At 45.4% G+C, this 16,458-nt stretch carries 16 protein-coding genes; 8 read left to right on the top strand and 8 right to left on the bottom strand.

From position 1 onward, the window contains the following. Nucleotides 1-26: 26 nt before the first annotated feature. Nucleotides 27-1,421: an aminotransferase-like domain-containing protein gene (locus tag L1271_RS08810; RefSeq protein WP_235367606.1), complete on the bottom strand. Its 1,395-nt coding sequence runs from the start codon at nucleotides 1,419-1,421 to the stop codon at nucleotides 27-29. Between the two features lie 95 nt (nucleotides 1,422-1,516). Between L1271_RS08810 and L1271_RS08805 the strand changes: the two genes are divergently transcribed. Next, nucleotides 1,517-2,899, top strand: a complete 1,383-nt coding sequence (locus tag L1271_RS08805; RefSeq protein WP_235367605.1) for a pyridoxal phosphate-dependent decarboxylase family protein — start codon at nucleotides 1,517-1,519, stop codon at nucleotides 2,897-2,899. A 17-nt stretch (nucleotides 2,900-2,916) separates the two neighbouring features. On the opposite strand, the gene L1271_RS08800 is transcribed toward L1271_RS08805, so the two are convergent. From L1271_RS08800 to L1271_RS08770, 7 genes are all read right to left on the bottom strand, one after another. Next, nucleotides 2,917-3,759, bottom strand: a complete 843-nt coding sequence (locus L1271_RS08800; protein ID WP_102057051.1) for a hypothetical protein — start codon at nucleotides 3,757-3,759, stop codon at nucleotides 2,917-2,919. Nucleotides 3,760-3,774: 15 nt separating this feature from the next. Further along, nucleotides 3,775-4,596 carry a hypothetical protein gene (locus L1271_RS08795; RefSeq protein ID WP_010605150.1) on the bottom strand — a complete coding sequence of 274 codons (822 nt, stop codon included), beginning with the start codon at nucleotides 4,594-4,596 and terminating at the stop codon, nucleotides 3,775-3,777. Nucleotides 4,597-4,722: 126 nt separating this feature from the next. Continuing rightward, entirely contained in the window at nucleotides 4,723-5,103 is a 381-nt protein-coding gene (locus tag L1271_RS08790) for a nuclear transport factor 2 family protein (RefSeq protein WP_102057052.1), read from the bottom strand. 9 nt (nucleotides 5,104-5,112) lie between these two features. Then, nucleotides 5,113-5,520 (bottom strand): GFA family protein, encoded by a 408-nt coding sequence (locus L1271_RS08785; RefSeq protein ID WP_010605152.1) that lies wholly within the window; start codon nucleotides 5,518-5,520, stop codon nucleotides 5,113-5,115. A gap of 13 nt (nucleotides 5,521-5,533) precedes the next feature. Beyond that, complete coding sequence (locus L1271_RS08780; RefSeq protein ID WP_102057054.1) at nucleotides 5,534-5,986, bottom strand: GNAT family N-acetyltransferase; 453 nt, start codon at nucleotides 5,984-5,986, stop codon at nucleotides 5,534-5,536. Nucleotides 5,987-6,001: 15 nt separating this feature from the next. Then, the gene (locus L1271_RS08775) at nucleotides 6,002-6,289 is read right to left on the bottom strand and encodes a hypothetical protein (RefSeq protein WP_010605154.1); all 288 of its coding nucleotides are present in this window, start codon (nucleotides 6,287-6,289) and stop codon (nucleotides 6,002-6,004) included. Beyond that, entirely contained in the window at nucleotides 6,290-6,679 is a 390-nt protein-coding gene (locus tag L1271_RS08770) for an HIT family protein (RefSeq protein WP_010605155.1), read from the bottom strand. Nucleotides 6,680-6,855: 176 nt separating this feature from the next. Between L1271_RS08770 and L1271_RS08765 the strand changes: the two genes are divergently transcribed. From L1271_RS08765 to L1271_RS08735, 7 genes are all read left to right on the top strand, one after another. Next, the gene (locus L1271_RS08765; RefSeq protein WP_235367602.1) at nucleotides 6,856-7,929 is read left to right on the top strand and encodes an SGNH/GDSL hydrolase family protein; all 1,074 of its coding nucleotides are present in this window, start codon (nucleotides 6,856-6,858) and stop codon (nucleotides 7,927-7,929) included. Between the two features lie 402 nt (nucleotides 7,930-8,331). Next, nucleotides 8,332-10,437, top strand: coding sequence for a TonB-dependent siderophore receptor (locus L1271_RS08760; protein WP_235367601.1), 2,106 nt, complete (start codon nucleotides 8,332-8,334; stop codon nucleotides 10,435-10,437). Between the two features lie 9 nt (nucleotides 10,438-10,446). Further along, entirely contained in the window at nucleotides 10,447-11,166 is a 720-nt protein-coding gene (locus L1271_RS08755) for an ABC transporter ATP-binding protein (protein ID WP_039497249.1), read from the top strand. After that, a complete protein-coding gene (locus L1271_RS08750) occupies nucleotides 11,166-12,566 on the top strand; it encodes a DUF3526 domain-containing protein (protein WP_235367599.1) in 1,401 nt (466 codons plus the stop codon). The genes L1271_RS08755 and L1271_RS08750 overlap by 1 nt, the downstream gene beginning before the upstream one ends. Beyond that, nucleotides 12,563-14,032: a DUF3526 domain-containing protein gene (locus L1271_RS08745; protein WP_102057058.1), complete on the top strand. Its 1,470-nt coding sequence runs from the start codon at nucleotides 12,563-12,565 to the stop codon at nucleotides 14,030-14,032. The genes L1271_RS08750 and L1271_RS08745 overlap by 4 nt, the downstream gene beginning before the upstream one ends. Then, complete coding sequence (locus L1271_RS08740) at nucleotides 14,029-15,363, top strand: alanine racemase (RefSeq protein WP_010605161.1); 1,335 nt, start codon at nucleotides 14,029-14,031, stop codon at nucleotides 15,361-15,363. The genes L1271_RS08745 and L1271_RS08740 overlap by 4 nt, the downstream gene beginning before the upstream one ends. 36 nt (nucleotides 15,364-15,399) lie before the next feature. After that, entirely contained in the window at nucleotides 15,400-16,458 is a 1,059-nt protein-coding gene (locus L1271_RS08735; RefSeq protein WP_235367598.1) for a cysteine synthase family protein, read from the top strand.

Raw genomic sequence — 16,458 nt, 5'->3', positions numbered from 1 at the left:
TTGTATTATATGAACCGAGCTTAACACTATAATTTGGCGCAATTATGAAGTACCCAATCACATAGCTTATCTAACCAAGGTTTTGCCACATCAAGCGGCCAACCACAATTGATCCGCAGATGATCTTGATACAACTCACGACTTGTAAATAAGCTGCCTTGGCGAATCTCAACCCCAAGTTCAGCTAGACGTAAAGCGAGTGCATCACAGTCAATATTAGGCAGTTTCAGCCATAATGCCATTCCGCCCTGAGGGGAAGATATTTTACAGCCCTTTGGTAAACGCGATTTCAAATAGCTTTGGTAAGCGAAGCAGTGTGCCGCTAAGGTGCGATTAAGCGTCCGTAAATGGCGCTGGTAATGTCCTGTCTCAATAAAGCGTGATACCGCCATTTGTAAACATTGATTTGGCATGCCGTGAAACGCCTGCATGAGCGCGGCCACTTGGCTTTGATAACGCCCAGCTTCACACCATCCAACTTGCAAGCCCGGCGCTAACGTCTTAGACACTGAGCTACACCAAATTACATATCCGGCTTTATCCCACGCCTTTATCGGTAAAGGCATTGTGTGATTATGGCTCAGCTCCCCAAAGACGTCGTCTTCGATAACCGCCATTTGATACCGCGCAGCAAAATCCGCAAGCCACGCTTTTTGTTGCACAGATAGACTGTGCCCCGTTGGGTTTTGGTGGTTTGCTGTAAGCAAACACGCAGATACCCTTTGCGTTGCCACTACCCGTTCCAAGGCTTCCAGGTCGAGCCCTTCGGGCGTCGTTGGGATCTCAATCACCTTGAGCTGTAGCGTTGCAAGCAGTTGCAATAAACCTTGATAACAAGGTGATGGCACTACCACACAATCCCCCGCTTTTGTAACAGCCTGCAGTCCTGCCATCACGGCTTGAATACAGCCGCCAGTCACCACGAGATTATCAGGATTCAGTGCCAACCCCTTTTGTTTAAAGTGCTTGGTTAGATTCTCTCTAAGCGACCTCAGTCCCATCGCATTGGGATAATGAAAATGGTGATACTGAGGAGAGTCGAACGCTTGCTTTATAAACTTAGTCAGGCGATTTATGGGCATCAACTCGGGTGCTACTTGCACCGTCGATAACATCGTATTGAGCCCTACGACAGAGGGTCTTAACGCACTTTTAGGAGATTTCACTTCACTCGTAAACATGGCAAAGTCAATGTCACTATTTTTCGCTTTCGGTTTACAAATATAAAAACCAGATTTCTCTTGAGAAGCTAAAAAGCCATTATCCTGTAATTCCTCATAGGTTCTAATTGCGGTACTCATGCTCACGCCATGCTGCTTGGCAAAGATCCTAAGTGAAGTCATTTTTTCACCGCATTGACGCTCACCAGCGTTTATCTCTGCAATCACCTGCTCACTTAATGTAATAAACTTCTTCGCCATCTGCACCCCTAACAACCAAGAGTTCTGTATCTGTACTGCATTTTTACCGAAGTTACACTGTAATTCCAGTATTCGTTCACAAATGGGATTGACACATGACGATGACACACAACCAATGGCAAGCATTACCCCAATTGCTCACTGAGTTTTCTAAACTTACCGAGGCGTTTATACAGTCTAGCAATAGCCGCCCAGTCGCAGGTCGAGATATTGCTCCGCCCGACCTAACACTCACAGAGTCTGGAATTGCATTTGAATCACTGATAGAGATTTTTAGTAAACAAGTAGTGCCAAACTTAAGCACCAGTATTGGACCTAGGTATTGGGGATTTGTCACTGGCGGCGCAACGCCTGTTGCCACCTTTGCCGATTGGCTAGTGTCAACCTATGACCAAAATGTCTCAAAAGGCGATGGCTCCATTGCGACCAGTATAGAGCGGCAGGCCATTCGCTGGCTAACCGAATTATTCGACCTACCAGCAAGCTTTGATGGTCTTTTTACTACAGGGGCGACAGCGGCAAATTACTTAGGTGCGGTCGTAGCTCGCCAGTTTGCAGGACATCAACAAGGGATCAATGTGGCAGAAGATGGAGCCTTCGGTTTAGAAATTGACGTTTTTTGCGCGACGCCCCACGCGAGTATGATTAAGGCGCTTGGTCTTGCAGGCCTTGGCCGTAACCAAATCACGAGAGTCGCAACGCAAGTAGGCAATGAGGCTACGGATATTGCAGCGCTTGAGTCAGCGCTTGCAACAAGTAACGCCAAAGGAAAAATTGTCATCGCCAGTGCCGCCACGGTTACTGGCACTAATTTTGATGATTTAATTCAGATCCGCCATTTATGCGATAAACACCAAGCTTGGCTGCATGTTGATGCTGCATTTGGCATTTTCGAGCGTCTGATTTCTGGCTCAGAAGGTCGCACTAATGGGCTAGAGTTAGCCGATAGTATCACCTTGGATGCACACAAGTGGCTCAATGTACCATACGACTGCGGTATTTTTCTCACTCGTCATTTGCACTATTTGGTTGAAAGCTGTGATGTTCCAGCTCCTTACTTAGTCACATCAAAAGCCGAACCCGACTTTTTTTCGATGGGTGTAGAAAACTCTCGTCGATTTAGGGCGCTGCCCGTTTGGATGTCATTACTTGCGTATGGTAAAGACGGGATCCGTCAATGGGTAAGCAAAAATATTGCGCAAACTAAACAACTTGCAGACTGGTTTACTGATTCTCCAGACTATGATTTAGTCTACTACGGAGAGCTCAACGTAGTGCTTTTCAAGCCAAGTGGCAAAGATGACGCAGCAACAACCGCCCTTCTTCATGCCATTAATGCGGACGGCCGTATATTTGTCAGCCCAGGGAGTTGGCAAGGACAGAAGGTGATCCGTGCTGCGCTCAGTAATTGGCAAACGGAGCAAATTGATTTAGACATAGCAAAAAGCGCATTAACCGAATTAGCTAAGGCGCTTTAAGATTATAATATTTGCAGTTAGCTAACGCTGTGGTTAGGAGTAATACTTTGCGCCAATTTGCGACTGTATTCCTCAAAATCGATATTGCTTTGCTCACCAAGTCCAGCCACCGCATGAGAAATAAACTGCGGTGGTACAAATAGATAAGTACGTTTTTTAAATTTCCAATGACGCACGATGTGCTTGGGCTGATGCTTGTCTTCATCTAACCCAGCCAACGAAAATAAATCTTGCCAGTCACTCTCGGTATCGCCTGTCGACTGGGCAACGCTTTGTGGTTCAATACTGAGCAAAATTGCCGACGTTTGTGGCACACCCATCAACAGCTCACCAATAAAAAAGATGCTACCACTGCGGCACAACTGCTGCTGCGCTTCCGTCATCTCAGATTGCTCTGCCATCTTCGCCCTTTGATATTGCATACCATTAAACATAGACTTGGCAAAAGGCAGCTGCTTTTCAGAAAACTCTCGATTTAAGACATGCTGAAACAGCGCTTTGCCGAGCGTATTACCTACGCCATCGTGACTAAAAGTGCCTTCTTCCACATTGGTTTCAATGAAAAGCCCTGACTCTACCAAAATATTTTTCACAGCTTGGTAGTTAAATATTGAAAACGGCTTACCCGTCACCGGATTTGTTGTCGACGTCACCGCTTTTGTCATCGCAGCAAAAAACACACTAATATCAACGAATGCACTTTTTAAGTCAGTGTCAAAGCTCTGAATGCTATCCGCCGTTGCACACAACATGATATTACCCGTTTCATTAAACACATAATGTTTAGTAATTGGGGTATATATTGGCTTTGATTGCAGTTTTGACGGTTTATCTTGCTTGCTAAACCAAGTTGAGAACATTGTTTACTCCCAACATTAACTGTCCTTTTTAGTCGTTTTACTGGCTGCTGTGGTTTGCGGCGGTGCGGCTATGACACTTCGCATTGATTCAATCAGGTTATTAAACTCTGGATCTGACATCGCCTCATTGAGCGATGCCGCTTGCTTAACAAAAGCAGGAGGAACGAATAAATAAACAGACTTACAAAGTGTAAGTTGTATCTCCGTATGGCCCCCTTTTAAACAAGGGCCTGCTTGCCACACCGATTTGACATCATTGGCATCCGCTGAGATAACAATTGGCGCAATAGAAATAGCACCGAGTAAATATTCGCAAACAAAAATGATGGTGCCGACCTTTTTGTCTTGACTGTCGGAACTCGCACTAATACTTACCGAGGCTTGCCCCATACCAGCGATCATATCCATCAATGATTTACCTATGGAGGCTAAATTACCACTGAGCCCTAGTAAAGTTTGAATCAACTGGCTCGATAGTGTGACCCCTGTCTGTTTACTCTCAAACTGAATATTACTCTCTGTCACTTTGACAAAAAGACCTGAACTTGAGACTAATTTATTGAGCGCGTCATAGTCATATAAACTCGTGCCTGACTCTGCCATCGCCTTGGTTAAAGCAGCAAAAAATACACTCACTTCACCAAACGCATTTTCAGCTTCTTGCGGCAATACACTTCCACCTGCGGTACTGTTTAGCGTACTTGCGATAAATAAGTTGCCGGTGGCATTCACTACAAATTGTTTAGTCGCTGGCACTTCATTGCTGTTTGTCGTCGTTAAATTAGCGGCTCTGGTTTGTGCATTACTCACAACAGTGCCGGGTTGAGGTGTTGACATACTCGTTCCTTAGATCTTGGTCTAGCAGATATTCTTCTTATGTCGATTTAGTGTAGTCGCATTTTCAATTACTTAAAATTTACTTTTGTGATTTTTTACAACCCAACCTATGTCGTAAAAACAGCACTAAAATAAACTGGTAGGCGTACCCTGATGATGTAACAACTGCCACTTATCATTTTGCTCGACCCATAAAGATGATCGATAGGCATGCTCTGAAAGCGTGCCATCAGTGTTCCGCCATGCGGAGCGATAAGTAAGAAGCAAAGCGTCACTATTCATATAAGCACAGTGAAACTGCTCTGCTACTACCTCCCCATCTGGCCATTCTTCTTCATTCATTAAGCATAGGATCTGGCCTAAGTTATATTGGCTTCCAGAGCGTCCAACCTCAATAAATTGAGGGTGAAGGAGTTCGCGACACAGCGCCATATTATGCCTATTTTCTTTGCGGTGAAGCGCACACTCCTTCGCGATCACTTGCTTAATAATTGACGTTGAACACATCAGAGCAGGCTAAGGCTGTTTATCAAATACGATGACGCCCTCTGGGATGGTATACCAGTCTTGCTTTTCACTAACCCATGCATGGGCCGTCGGTTGAATAAGGCGAGTATCGTCCAAATTACTTGGTTTGAGTTTAATTGAATTCGGCTCTGCTGGATTAAAGTGGTAAATGCGATTGCCGCAAGTTGGGCAAAACTTAGCTCCGCTAACGTTACCGCTGTCAGCAGGGCGTCGCCATTCCTTCATCGGACCCGAAAATTCAATATCGTCTTTATCAACAATGGCTGTAATGCTAAATGCGCTGGTTGACAGTTTTTGGCAAGCCTTACAATGACAGGCGACCACCATTTTAGGTGCTGCTTTTAACGTGTAGCTTACTTCACCACATTGGCACGAGCCGTTAATTGGAAATGTCATAAAATATCCTTGCTTAAGTTCGGTCCAACTTCATTGGAACAAATCTAATACCGTTTTTCTGTGCTTCTTGCCCTGTCGCCTGAAAACCTAGCGCAAGATAAAACGATGCTGCATTAAGCGATGAACATAGCGAGATTTGAGCTGCGGATGTACTCGCTAACACAGTATCTAATAACTGCCGGCCAACCCCTTTACCTTGAGCTGACTTAGCAACAAATAAATGGGTGAGGTAGTTACCGTCTCTTAATAAAGCAAACCCGATCAGCTCACCGTTTATCAACGCCTTGGCACCGACAAAGTTGGCGTTGCACATGACTTGAGTTACTTCAGGTATTATTTCGTTTAGATAAGTGTCTTTGCCAAGCTGCGAAAAATTCGGTAAGACGTCAGCCTCTGAGACTTCACGCATTAACCTTTCGATGGCATCCGCATCCTCGCCCTGAATCGCATTGATGTTAATCTTCACTTATGACCTTTTGATTTATTGCGTGCTTACATTTCTGGCAAACATTATCCCAAAAAAGCAATGCATTGCCGCTAGGCTAAATATTAACTTACTTAAACTGGCATCGAAAAACCAAATGCCAATAGCAAATACGGGATGCATAGCAACCATTACCCACCAGCACACTCGGCCAATGTTGTAGAGTGGGTAGCCATGTTTGTTTTGGAAATTTAATAACCCAAACGCCCAAGGCAACAAAGTCCAGACGAGTGACATACAAAGTAATAGCGTTACAACAACCTTAATTAATACTTCCCCGAGCATCTATAACCCCTCAAGTGAGGTACGCAAAACCTCTTGAGGTTTAATATTGAGCCCATCGCGTCCAAACGCAAAACTATCTCGCTTATAGCGGGGGAAAATATGCAGGTGATAGTGGCTCAATTCGTTAAAATGCCCGTTGTTTTGCACCAGCGTAATCCCATCTGGGGAAAATTTACGCTCAATTCGCACATAAAGGTCACGCGCAACGCGGTGGATTTCAGCCAGTATGGATTCAGGGACCTGAAGAAGCGTTTCATAAGGGGATTTGGGGCAAATTAAGATATGGCCAAAGTTTATGGGGTCGTGATCGGCAAACGCAATCACCTGCTCTGATTCATATACAATAACCGCTTCAATATCTCTAGCAACTATCTGTTCTACAATCGTCATCAGCTACTTCTCCTTAACCTGATTACATAGAGTAATGTACCTGAGCGACTCTCTTCCTGCCAGTGATATATTCTATTTTCTCCTTTGTTAAGTGAATACTTTTCAAGCCCAAATTAACTCACAACCTATTTAAACCAGTTACATTATTCAATGAATAACCCTACAAGGAATACAACATGTTAAAAACGTTAGTTACGGTGGCTTTATTAGCTTCTGGAAGCGTAGCCAGTGCCGCAAATCACGCAGCGACCCATCATGCGATTCATTATGAAGGACGCGTCAGTAAAAACTATGCCGATGGCAGTGTGAGTTTTAATTGGCCGGGTAGCCAGCTGCATACCAAGCTCACTGGTCGTGCCTTTCATATCGAGTTGATGGGCTATGGCGATCAATTCGATGTATTGATTGATGGCAAATTTACAAAAAAGCTAAAGACCAACGCCAATGGTGTTGCGGAGACCTTCACGCTATTTGAAAGTACAAAGACAGAAACCGTCACAATTGAACTCGTTAAACGCTGGGAGCACTATGACCACAATACCCAGATCCTAAGTGTTGATGTGGACGGAAAATTAGACTCAATCCAGCAGCCACAGCCCCATATCTTATTTATTGGCGATTCAATTAGCGCAGGCTTTGGCAGTGAGTCCACTCAAAGACAGTGTGAATGGAGTGAAATTCTTGATTTAAGTAACGCGCGTAAAGCATTTCCGTATATGAGCGCGCAACAGCTGGGAGCCAGTTTTACCCAAGTTTCATACTCAGGTTTAGGCTTAATTCGAAATTGGGGCGGCAATCAACCACATCATACGTTGCGTAGTTACTACGACAAAATGTCAGCAGTATTTACCGACAACACTGACTTTGAAGAGAAGTTTCCACAGCTTATCGTCATTGAAGTAGGCACCAATGACTTTAGTACCGATCCAACCCCTGCAGAGCCTTGGCAAACTATTGATGAAGTCAAAACGCAGTGGGTAAAAACGATGGTCGTTTTCACCAAACAGCTGCGTGCAAGATATCCTGCAGTCCCCATTATTTATATGCCTCGTCCGGCATATCCATATAATTTTATTATTCCAGCAACTCACGATGCAATTGCAAAGCTTAATCAGCAAGATATCAGTAAACTATACAGTCATACATTCGACTCACCATTAGAAGGCTGTGTGTGGCATCCAACCGCTTCAGAGCATCAAGACATTGCTGAGAAACTCGTTACCTTTATCAAGCAGCAAGCACTTCTCTGAGCATATATTCAGCGTTATTCAGTGAGATTAAGCTCGATGTACTGAATAACACGCAAACCATTTACAAACTTTCACATTGTTTTTTATACAAAAATTCACAACAAAAAATCAACTCACCCGCTTTAAAAACAAATTAATGAGAACGATTTTTATTTGTAAAAATAATACTTGTTGAGATTTATACTTTTTCAACACGTAAAGCCGGTACTTTGAACGACCTACATTAATTTCACTTTTCACAACAAAAATCACCGAGGATAACCTTTTGGCAATAACTCCCCTCTTTTCAAGCACGCAAAAACATGATTAAGATCGTTACGTTATAACATTTTTAAAAATAATCATTTGTATCAAATAAATGATGGTTCTTTTCACATTCGTTTTTGCAGTTGGAATAACAAAATGACAAGGTCACTCCTGACAGTTAGCGTGCTTAGTAGCTTATATTCTTCACTTAGTGTTGCCGAACAATCCATTGAAACAATTGATGTGCATGGCACTCGCGCGCCTCTTTACAGCACAAGAGACGTGAACGCTTCGGCGTTGGGGATGAAAGATCCACAGCTTCTTCCTATTTCCATTCAATCATTTTCTGAAGAACTGATCAGCAATCAAAGAGTAAAAACGCTAGGCGAAGTGCTTGCCAACGATGCTTCTGTTCAAAACACCTCAATTGGTACGGTTTTCGACTTTGTGAGTCTGCGTGGCTTTCAACTAGATTGGACTAACGGTCTAAGACGCGACGGTTTAGCGCTTGCCCCCTACCAAGATGTACCGCTAGAGAATATTCAGCGCATTGATATCGTTAAAGGCCCGTCAAGTCTCGTATCAGGCTTTAACAACCCCGGCGGTACCATCAACTATGTGACAAAGCGCCCTACCATGGACGCCTTTTTGGATGTCACAACAGAAGTACGTAGCCGTGGAGGAAAGTATTTACACATCGACCTCGGTGGGCCAATTTCCGAAGAGCAAACGCTCGGCTATCGTATTAATGCCGCAGCAGAGAAAAACGGTGACTTTACCGGTGGTGATGACTTAGAGCGCTATTTCTTTAGTGCAGCACTGGATTGGCAAGTCTCAGACCGCCTATTTATCCGGTTAGACGGCGATTACCAAGACAAAAGCACTGTATCACAGCCTTTGATAGGACTTGCCAGCGACCCCAATGATCCTGACCGTAAAATATTACCGCCCTATGTCGACACCAGTGATGTCTTGCTCGGACAACCTTGGGCAAAGTATCAAACCGAGTCATATAACCTTGCCGCACGTGCTGATTTTTGGTTGAACGACTCCTGGCAATGGGTAAACCAAGCTGCGCTTTCTGGTAATGACAGGTTTACCGTTTTTCCTGATATCTACTCGGTTGATACACAAGGTAATGTGCTGTCTGCCGCTATCCACATTACCCCAGACGAAACGTATGACACACTCTCCGCACATAGTTTTGTCAGCGGTCAACTTACCACCGCTGCAATTGAACATGAGCTAGTCGTCGGCGTTAGTATTCGTGATTATGAGTCAAAGGATGGGCGTTGGTTTGAGTTAACCAACCCCGTTGGCAATATTTTCAATCCAATTCATAGCAGTAAACCGCAGTTCCCTGATTATCCAGAACCAACCAAAACTGAAGCCTCTGAAAGCGCGTTATTTATCACAGATACCTTGCACTTTAACGATGTATTTTATGCCACCTTAGGGCTGCGTCATATTCAATACAAAAAAGAGCAAACTCTACCTGGCCAAACTAAAACCACGCTAGACGACCGAACTTTTAATACCCCCATCATAGGTCTTAACTACAACCCAAGCGATCAGCTCGCGTTTTATGCCAGTTACTCAGAAGGCGCGGGGGAAGGCGGCGTTGCAGTCATCGGCAGCGGTGCAATAAACGAGGGCGAATCACTCGGCCCACAAGAAAGCGAACAAATTGAAGCTGGCATAAAATACCAAACGGACACCATGAACTACTCGATAGCCGTCTTCGAAATAGAAAAAATGTTGGAGTACCACAATCACATTACTAACTTTTTCGTGCAAGACGGTGTCCAGTCACATAAAGGTATTGAGCTCAATGCTAGTGGTTCATTGGCTCACGGTCTTGCAACCGTAGCATCCATCACCTTGATGGACCCCAGCTTAGATAAGCTCGACGGCGAGCCCGCGCTTAATGGCAACACCCCAGCCAATGTGCCTGAATTTCAAGCAAATCTCTATGTCGACTATCAGCTGCCATTTTGGGAGGCGTTAAGCATCAATGCGGGTATTTTCCATGTTGGTGAGCGCGAACAAAACGTCAATAACACGCTAAAGCTACCAGCCTACACGCGCTTCGACTTAGGCGCTAAATACCACTTTACTGACATTAACACCACGCTACGACTCAAGGCCGAAAACCTGTTCGACAAAGAATATTGGCTATCTGGCGGTGCCAAAGGCATAGACTGGGGAGTCGCTCCCGGTCGTGGCCGCACCTTTATCGCCTCATTAAGCGTGAGCTTTTAAGGATAATTCATGACTACACCTGTTATTCAAATCAATAACCTGCAAAAGCGCTTTGGTGAATACCAAGCGTTACAGGGATTAAACTTGAGCGTACATCAAGGTGAAATTCTAGCGCTGCTAGGCCCAAATGGTGCAGGTAAAACCACCACGATTAATTGCTTACTGGGCTTTTTACAACCGGATGCCGGGGAAATCACCATCGCTGGAATTAATCCACAACATGACGTAGTAACGGCAAGGCAGCAACTGGCTTATATTCCTGAACAAGTCGCGCTCTATCCACGACTTAGCGGACTTGAGAATCTCGCGTATTTCAGCAAAATGGCCAGCATAGAAAAGACCGACGAGGCCTTTCGCACACTGCTCAGTGAAGTAAAACTGCCAAGTCACGCTGTAGACAAACCCGTTGCAACCTATTCAAAAGGGATGCGACAAAAAGTGGGCATAGCCATTGCCCTCGCAAAACAAGCCAAGGCATTGATCTTAGATGAGCCTACATCAGGTCTTGATCCTTCAGCCAGCCATGAATTTAGCCAGCTCATTCAGTCATTAGCAAAGCAAGGCGTCGCGATTTTAATGGCGACCCACGACTTATACCGTGCTCAAGAAGATGCCCATCGCGTGGCAATTATCAATCAAGGGCAATTAGTCGATACCTTAGTCTATGAACAACTGCAAGAAGTCCAACTTGAATCCGTTTACCTCAAACATATCAAGGTGGGTGTCTGATGTTTCAAACGACATTAAAAAAGGAATGGCTCGATACCAAGCGGCAGGGACAAGCGCTTTGGCTTGGAGGCATTGCAGTATTGCTGCTCTTGCTTGCCTGCTTGACCGGTTTTAAAAGCCACCAAAGCTATCAGCAAGCCGTTATTGAGGTGTCTCAATCAGAGCAATTACGCTGGTTAAATCAAGGTGAAAAAGGCCCTCACTCCGCCGCCCACTACGGTATTTACGTGGTCAAACCCACTACCCCACTGGCCGCACTCGACGCAGGATTACAAGCATATCAAGGGAATGTGTTGAGACTTGAGGCTCATATTCGCAACGATAGCATGTTTAGAAGTGCGCAAGATAACTTGCCGATGTCACGTTTTGGTAGCTTATCACCCGCCTTTGTGCTGCAAGTGTTACTACCGCTATTGATTATATTAATTGGCTACCCACTACTTGCCCGAGAGCGTGAGCAAGGCACCTTAAAACAACTGCTCGCATCGGGCGCAAGCCCAGCTAAGTTGTTTATCGCCAAATGTGCGCTGCTTTTTGCTATTTCTTGCTTATTTTTATTGCCTGTCGCGCTTTTTTTACTTTATAGCCAAGTAACAAGCGCGGAGCCTCATACACTCAGAAGTGGACTATTTTTACTATTTTATTTGGTTTACTTATTGCTTTGGTCGTTACTCACCACCACGCTTTCAAGTTTACTTCCAACGGCAAGGCGCGCATTGATAGCGCTATTAACCATTTGGGCCCTTACAACACTTTTACTACCAAAACTGGCGATGAATATCGCAACCACCATTCATCCGCAAGGTTCAGGTCAAGCGTTTCAAGCAAAGCTTGAAAGTGAGGTTTATACCGAAGCACGAGTTGAAGCAATCGCAAAGTTCAAACAGCAAACATTGACTCAATATGGAGTCAGCAATGTGGAAGACTTGCCCTTTGACTATGCCGGAGCGCAACTCCAATTTGGTGAACAATACGCAGATAAAATCTTTGACCGCTTATTTTCAGCGCGTTTAGCTCAACTAGAAGCGCAATCACAAAGCTATCAACTTGCAGGAATGTTAACGCCGTTTATCGCGATACAAACGCTGTCGATGGCCACCGCCGCCAGCGACTTTACCCACCAGCAAGCATTTGAGAATGCGGCAGAGCAGCACCGCCGCCTGATGCAAGAGGTGCTTAACTTTAATCAAAGAGATCACGGTCACAAGGCGGACGGACATTACACCGCGGGCGAGGAATTATGGCAGCAGATCCCAAAGTTCGCATTCCAATACCCCAATTTCATTCGTTACCTGCCTCACTACGTTATAAGCCTGTTTAGCCTGAGCTTTTGGTTGATTGCGCTGGTGTTATTGAGTTTCTTCTCGATTAAAAAACTGCGCTTGGAGGAGCAAAGATGAAACGCTTAATGTTAGCTACTGAGTTTAAAAACCTCTGGCGAGAAAAACTCGTACTCGCGCTGTTTGTGACCACTACCATGCTTGCACTAGTGGCATTTTTTAACGCCCATTACTTTGCTAAAAAACAGCATGACGTGGTACTTGCCGCACAGCAAATGCAGCAACAGGCCATCCAAGATGCCAAAGCTGGATTACCCGAAAGACTCGCCAGTACAGCAGACTATAAATGGTGGGAAGACCCATACGACCTGCGCGGGCAGGCTTTTTACTTAATGCAAAATTACGCCACCAAAACCCCGCTTGCAACGTCGCCAATCGCAACAGGGCAAGCCGACGTATTACCTTACTATTTTAAGATGCTAATCAAAGAAAAACAGCACATCGTTCATCAATATGACTATGTTCATCCGCTATCTCTGTTGTTAGGCCAGTTCGATTTAAGTTTTGTGATTGTCTATTTACTGCCATTGCTCATTATTGGCATTTGCTTTAATGCCTTGGCAAGTGAACGCCAAGATGGGCAGCTAAGACTACTGATGCTTCAAGGAGGCAGTGCGACCCGCCTTCTGACCTATCAATTATTGCTGCGAAGCGCGTTAATTGTGCTGCCATTTTTAAGTATTAGTAGCCTGCTTTTAATAACAATACGAGAGCAGCTAGGGGTGGTTGAACTGCTGAGCTATAACCTTATCGCACTATGTTATTCTGGGTTTTGGATTGCCTTAACCGCTTGGGTAAATAGCAGAGCCAAAAGTGCAGCAAACAACGCAGCTACCTTAGTCACCTGTTGGCTTGCCTTAGTGATTGTGGTTCCAGCTTTGGTCAATACCAGCATCGCTTTGCTTGACCCAACCCCTTCACGAATTCACTATATAGATAGCCTCCGTGCCGCTAGCGACGATGCCCAAAAAGCGAGTGAAAAGACCTTAGCTCAGTATTTTCAAGATCATCCAGAACTTGCGAAGAATGGCAGTGGTTCCAGCGATTACGCAACCAAAAAAATCGCCACCATTAATTCTGTTGAACGCGCAATGACAGCCCAAGATTTACGCTTTTTAACTGCGCAACAAGCACAGCAACATAATGCACAAAAGCTACAGTATCTCTCCCCCGCACTCATCGCACAAACACTGCTGGTTGATTTAGCGGGCAATGGATTAGCACGTCATCACGCCTTCATGGCGGAAGTTGAAGCTCATCATCAAGCACTACAAGGTTTCTTTGCCAACGAAATTGCCAAAGCCAACCAAAGAGGAGACTTTGCTCCTTGTGAGGGTTGTAGCGCAAAGCCAACGCTCACGGACTTAGCTGATATTCCTCAATTTAGCAGTGACTTTGCCACACCAGTGAACAACTACACGCCATTAATCTGGTTGCTGCTACTAGCCGTCGGCCTGCTCCTTATAGCAAAACGCCGTGTCAACAAGATAGACAGTGCAAACAACAAAGAGGTGTTAGTCGTATGAGTGATGCCTTCACTGCAAAATTGCATCCGCAAACGCAGAGCCTGCTATCGGAGCACCAAGCCAAGTTATTTGAATGGGCGGCAGCATTGGGAGCGCCGCTACATTTAGTGTTTCCTCAGCGTTTTGCGGAAAATATCGAAACCCTGCAAGCTAACTTAATAAAGCTCGGGCTTGAACATGAGATTTATTTTGCCAAAAAAGCCAACAAAGCCCAATGTTTTACTCAAGTCGCGTCCAATCACGATATAGGAATAGACGTGGCTAGTGTGCAAGAGTTTGAACTCGCCCTAAGCGGTGGTATTCAAGGTGTAAAAATTGGTGTATCTGGTCCGCATAAATCAGATGCACTACTTAGCTTAGCACTTGTGCATCAAGCACTTGTCGCCATAGATTCAAGTGCTGAGTTAAGCTCCATCATTACACTGGCCCGCCAGCGAAAGCGCCCAGCGCGAGTGCTACTGCGTTTACAAACACAACCAACTAAAGCCTCACGCTTTGGTAGTTCGCTGTGCCAGCTTACGCCGCTATTAGCACAGTGCCGAGAATACAAGGAATGGGTAAGCTTAGAAGGATTTAGCTGCCACTTAAGCGGGTACTGCCCACAAGCACGTGGCGAGAGTATCCATACCTTAGTCGGTGCAATAGACGAGGCCAAGCAAATGGGGCTGTCGCCATCAAAAGTGAATATTGGCGGTGGCCTGCCCGTCTCCTACTTACAGAATGAGCAGTGGCAACAAGCCTTGGACTTTGAATGCTTTTTTGCAGATAAAACCTTTGCAGGATTTTATCCCTACCATAACAAACAAAGCCCTGCGGACACCTTACACGCTATTTTGGCAGTGAAGAACGCGCATGGACAAACCGCATTAGCGGCATTACGCCAAAGGAACCTTACATTGATGCTTGAACCTGGGCGCGCACTGCTCGACGAGGCTGGCATTAGCTTGTTTAAAGTGCAAGGGACAAAGCCGCACCTAGGCACATCAGACTGCCATATCGCCACACTTTCGGGCTCAAGCTTATCACTGTCAGAACAGTGGTTTGAAAGCGAATACTTGCCGAGTCCGCTGTTACTCACGGCACATTCAAACCGCAAACAAGGAACGTATCGCGTTGCTTTTGGCGGCGCAACCTGCCTAGATAACGACATGATAAGCTGGCGGTTTATTCCCTTGTCGCAACTACCGCAGCGCGATGACCTAATGGTTTACCTCAACACTGCAGGATATCAAATGGATTCGAATGAATCTGAATTTCACTCTATGCCATTGCCACGAAAAATCGCCGTAACGTGGGAGCACAACAGACTTTCTTGGCAATTACTTAGCTAAAAAATACCCGACAACACAACGTAAAGGAGCCTATTTATGAACATAAATGCGCAGCATTCGCTCGCCTCAACATTGCACCTAACCCCTTATTTAAGGGTATCGCAAAGCATTGGTAATACACCACTCATGCAGTTTTTAAGTCTACCAAACGGTAGCAAACTGTATCTTAAACTTGAGCAGTTTAACCCCACAGGTAGCGCGAAGATCCGAATGGCGAAGTCTATGTTAGATGAAGCAGAAGCCAGTGGCCAACTGAAGCCGGGGGGCTGGGTCGTTGAGTCAACCTCTGGCAATACTGGCGTTGGTCTTGCGCTGCTTGCAGCGGAGCGTGGCTATCGCTTTACCGCTCTTGTGGATAACCATGCGGCAAAAGAGAAAATCAGCAATATGAAAGCTTTTGGCGCGGAAGTGATCTGCGTTAGCGAAGCCGGAGACGACAGCTTATCGACTGATATTCGAGATGCAATGGCTGCAAAGCTGGCAAAAGAGCAAGGCGCATTTTGGACCGCTCAGCACAATAATTTTGCCAATAGCCGCGGTTATACAGGACTTGCACAAGAGGTCTTTCATGAACTTGGTGAACACATTAGTCACCTTGTTGGTGCGGTTGGCACAGGTGGGTCGCTATGCGGCACAACAAGGGCTTTGCGGGATTTAGGTTGTCATCAACTCACAACGATTGGGGTTGAACCTGTGGGTTCTGTGATCTTCGGTGGACCAGGACTGAATTATCATCAATCAGGAACGGGGACGCCGGAAGGCGCTGAGATAGGTCCTGTAATTGAGTATGAACTTATCGACAAAGGCGTGAAGGTATCTGACAAACAAGCGTTTAATACCGCCAGATACCTTGCCAAGCACTACGCCCTAATGGTCGGTGGCTCGGCAGGTGGGGTTATATACGAAGCGCTACAGGCGTTAAAAACCGCCCCCGCCGATAGCTTATTCGTGGTGCTCGTTTGTGACGGTGGTGAGAAATATCTCGATACGGTATTCAATGATGATTGGATGGCAAAACACGACCTTATCGACATTAACATCGAGCAAGAGCTCGATGACCTATTAACGCAATATAAACCTGCCGCGAGAGCCTAA

Origin of the sequence: Pseudoalteromonas sp. OF5H-5 (assembly GCF_021530695.1) — a bacterium.
Lineage (GTDB): Bacteria > Pseudomonadota > Gammaproteobacteria > Enterobacterales > Alteromonadaceae > Pseudoalteromonas.
The sequence above is the reverse complement of the archived record's forward strand: the minus strand, read 5'-3'. Positions and strand labels throughout refer to the sequence as shown.

Bases quoted from the DNA above. Each gene is read 5' to 3' on its own strand.
- L1271_RS08810 (WP_235367606.1), bottom strand. From the start codon at position 1,421: ATGGCGAAGAAGTTTATTACATTAAGTGAGCAGGTGATTGCAGAGATA.
- L1271_RS08805 (WP_235367605.1), top strand. From the start codon at position 1,517: ATGACGATGACACACAACCAATGGCAAGCATTACCCCAATTGCTCACT.
- L1271_RS08800 (WP_102057051.1), bottom strand. From the start codon at position 3,759: ATGTTCTCAACTTGGTTTAGCAAGCAAGATAAACCGTCAAAACTGCAA.
- L1271_RS08795 (WP_010605150.1), bottom strand. From the start codon at position 4,596: ATGTCAACACCTCAACCCGGCACTGTTGTGAGTAATGCACAAACCAGA.
- L1271_RS08790 (WP_102057052.1), bottom strand. From the start codon at position 5,103: ATGTGTTCAACGTCAATTATTAAGCAAGTGATCGCGAAGGAGTGTGCG.
- L1271_RS08785 (WP_010605152.1), bottom strand. From the start codon at position 5,520: ATGACATTTCCAATTAACGGCTCGTGCCAATGTGGTGAAGTAAGCTAC.
- L1271_RS08775 (WP_010605154.1), bottom strand. From the start codon at position 6,289: ATGCTCGGGGAAGTATTAATTAAGGTTGTTGTAACGCTATTACTTTGT.
- L1271_RS08770 (WP_010605155.1), bottom strand. From the start codon at position 6,679: ATGACGATTGTAGAACAGATAGTTGCTAGAGATATTGAAGCGGTTATT.
- L1271_RS08765 (WP_235367602.1), top strand. From the start codon at position 6,856: ATGTTAAAAACGTTAGTTACGGTGGCTTTATTAGCTTCTGGAAGCGTA.
- L1271_RS08760 (WP_235367601.1), top strand. From the start codon at position 8,332: ATGACAAGGTCACTCCTGACAGTTAGCGTGCTTAGTAGCTTATATTCT.
- L1271_RS08755 (WP_039497249.1), top strand. From the start codon at position 10,447: ATGACTACACCTGTTATTCAAATCAATAACCTGCAAAAGCGCTTTGGT.
- L1271_RS08750 (WP_235367599.1), top strand. From the start codon at position 11,166: ATGTTTCAAACGACATTAAAAAAGGAATGGCTCGATACCAAGCGGCAG.
- L1271_RS08745 (WP_102057058.1), top strand. From the start codon at position 12,563: ATGAAACGCTTAATGTTAGCTACTGAGTTTAAAAACCTCTGGCGAGAA.
- L1271_RS08740 (WP_010605161.1), top strand. From the start codon at position 14,029: ATGAGTGATGCCTTCACTGCAAAATTGCATCCGCAAACGCAGAGCCTG.
- L1271_RS08735 (WP_235367598.1), top strand. From the start codon at position 15,400: ATGAACATAAATGCGCAGCATTCGCTCGCCTCAACATTGCACCTAACC.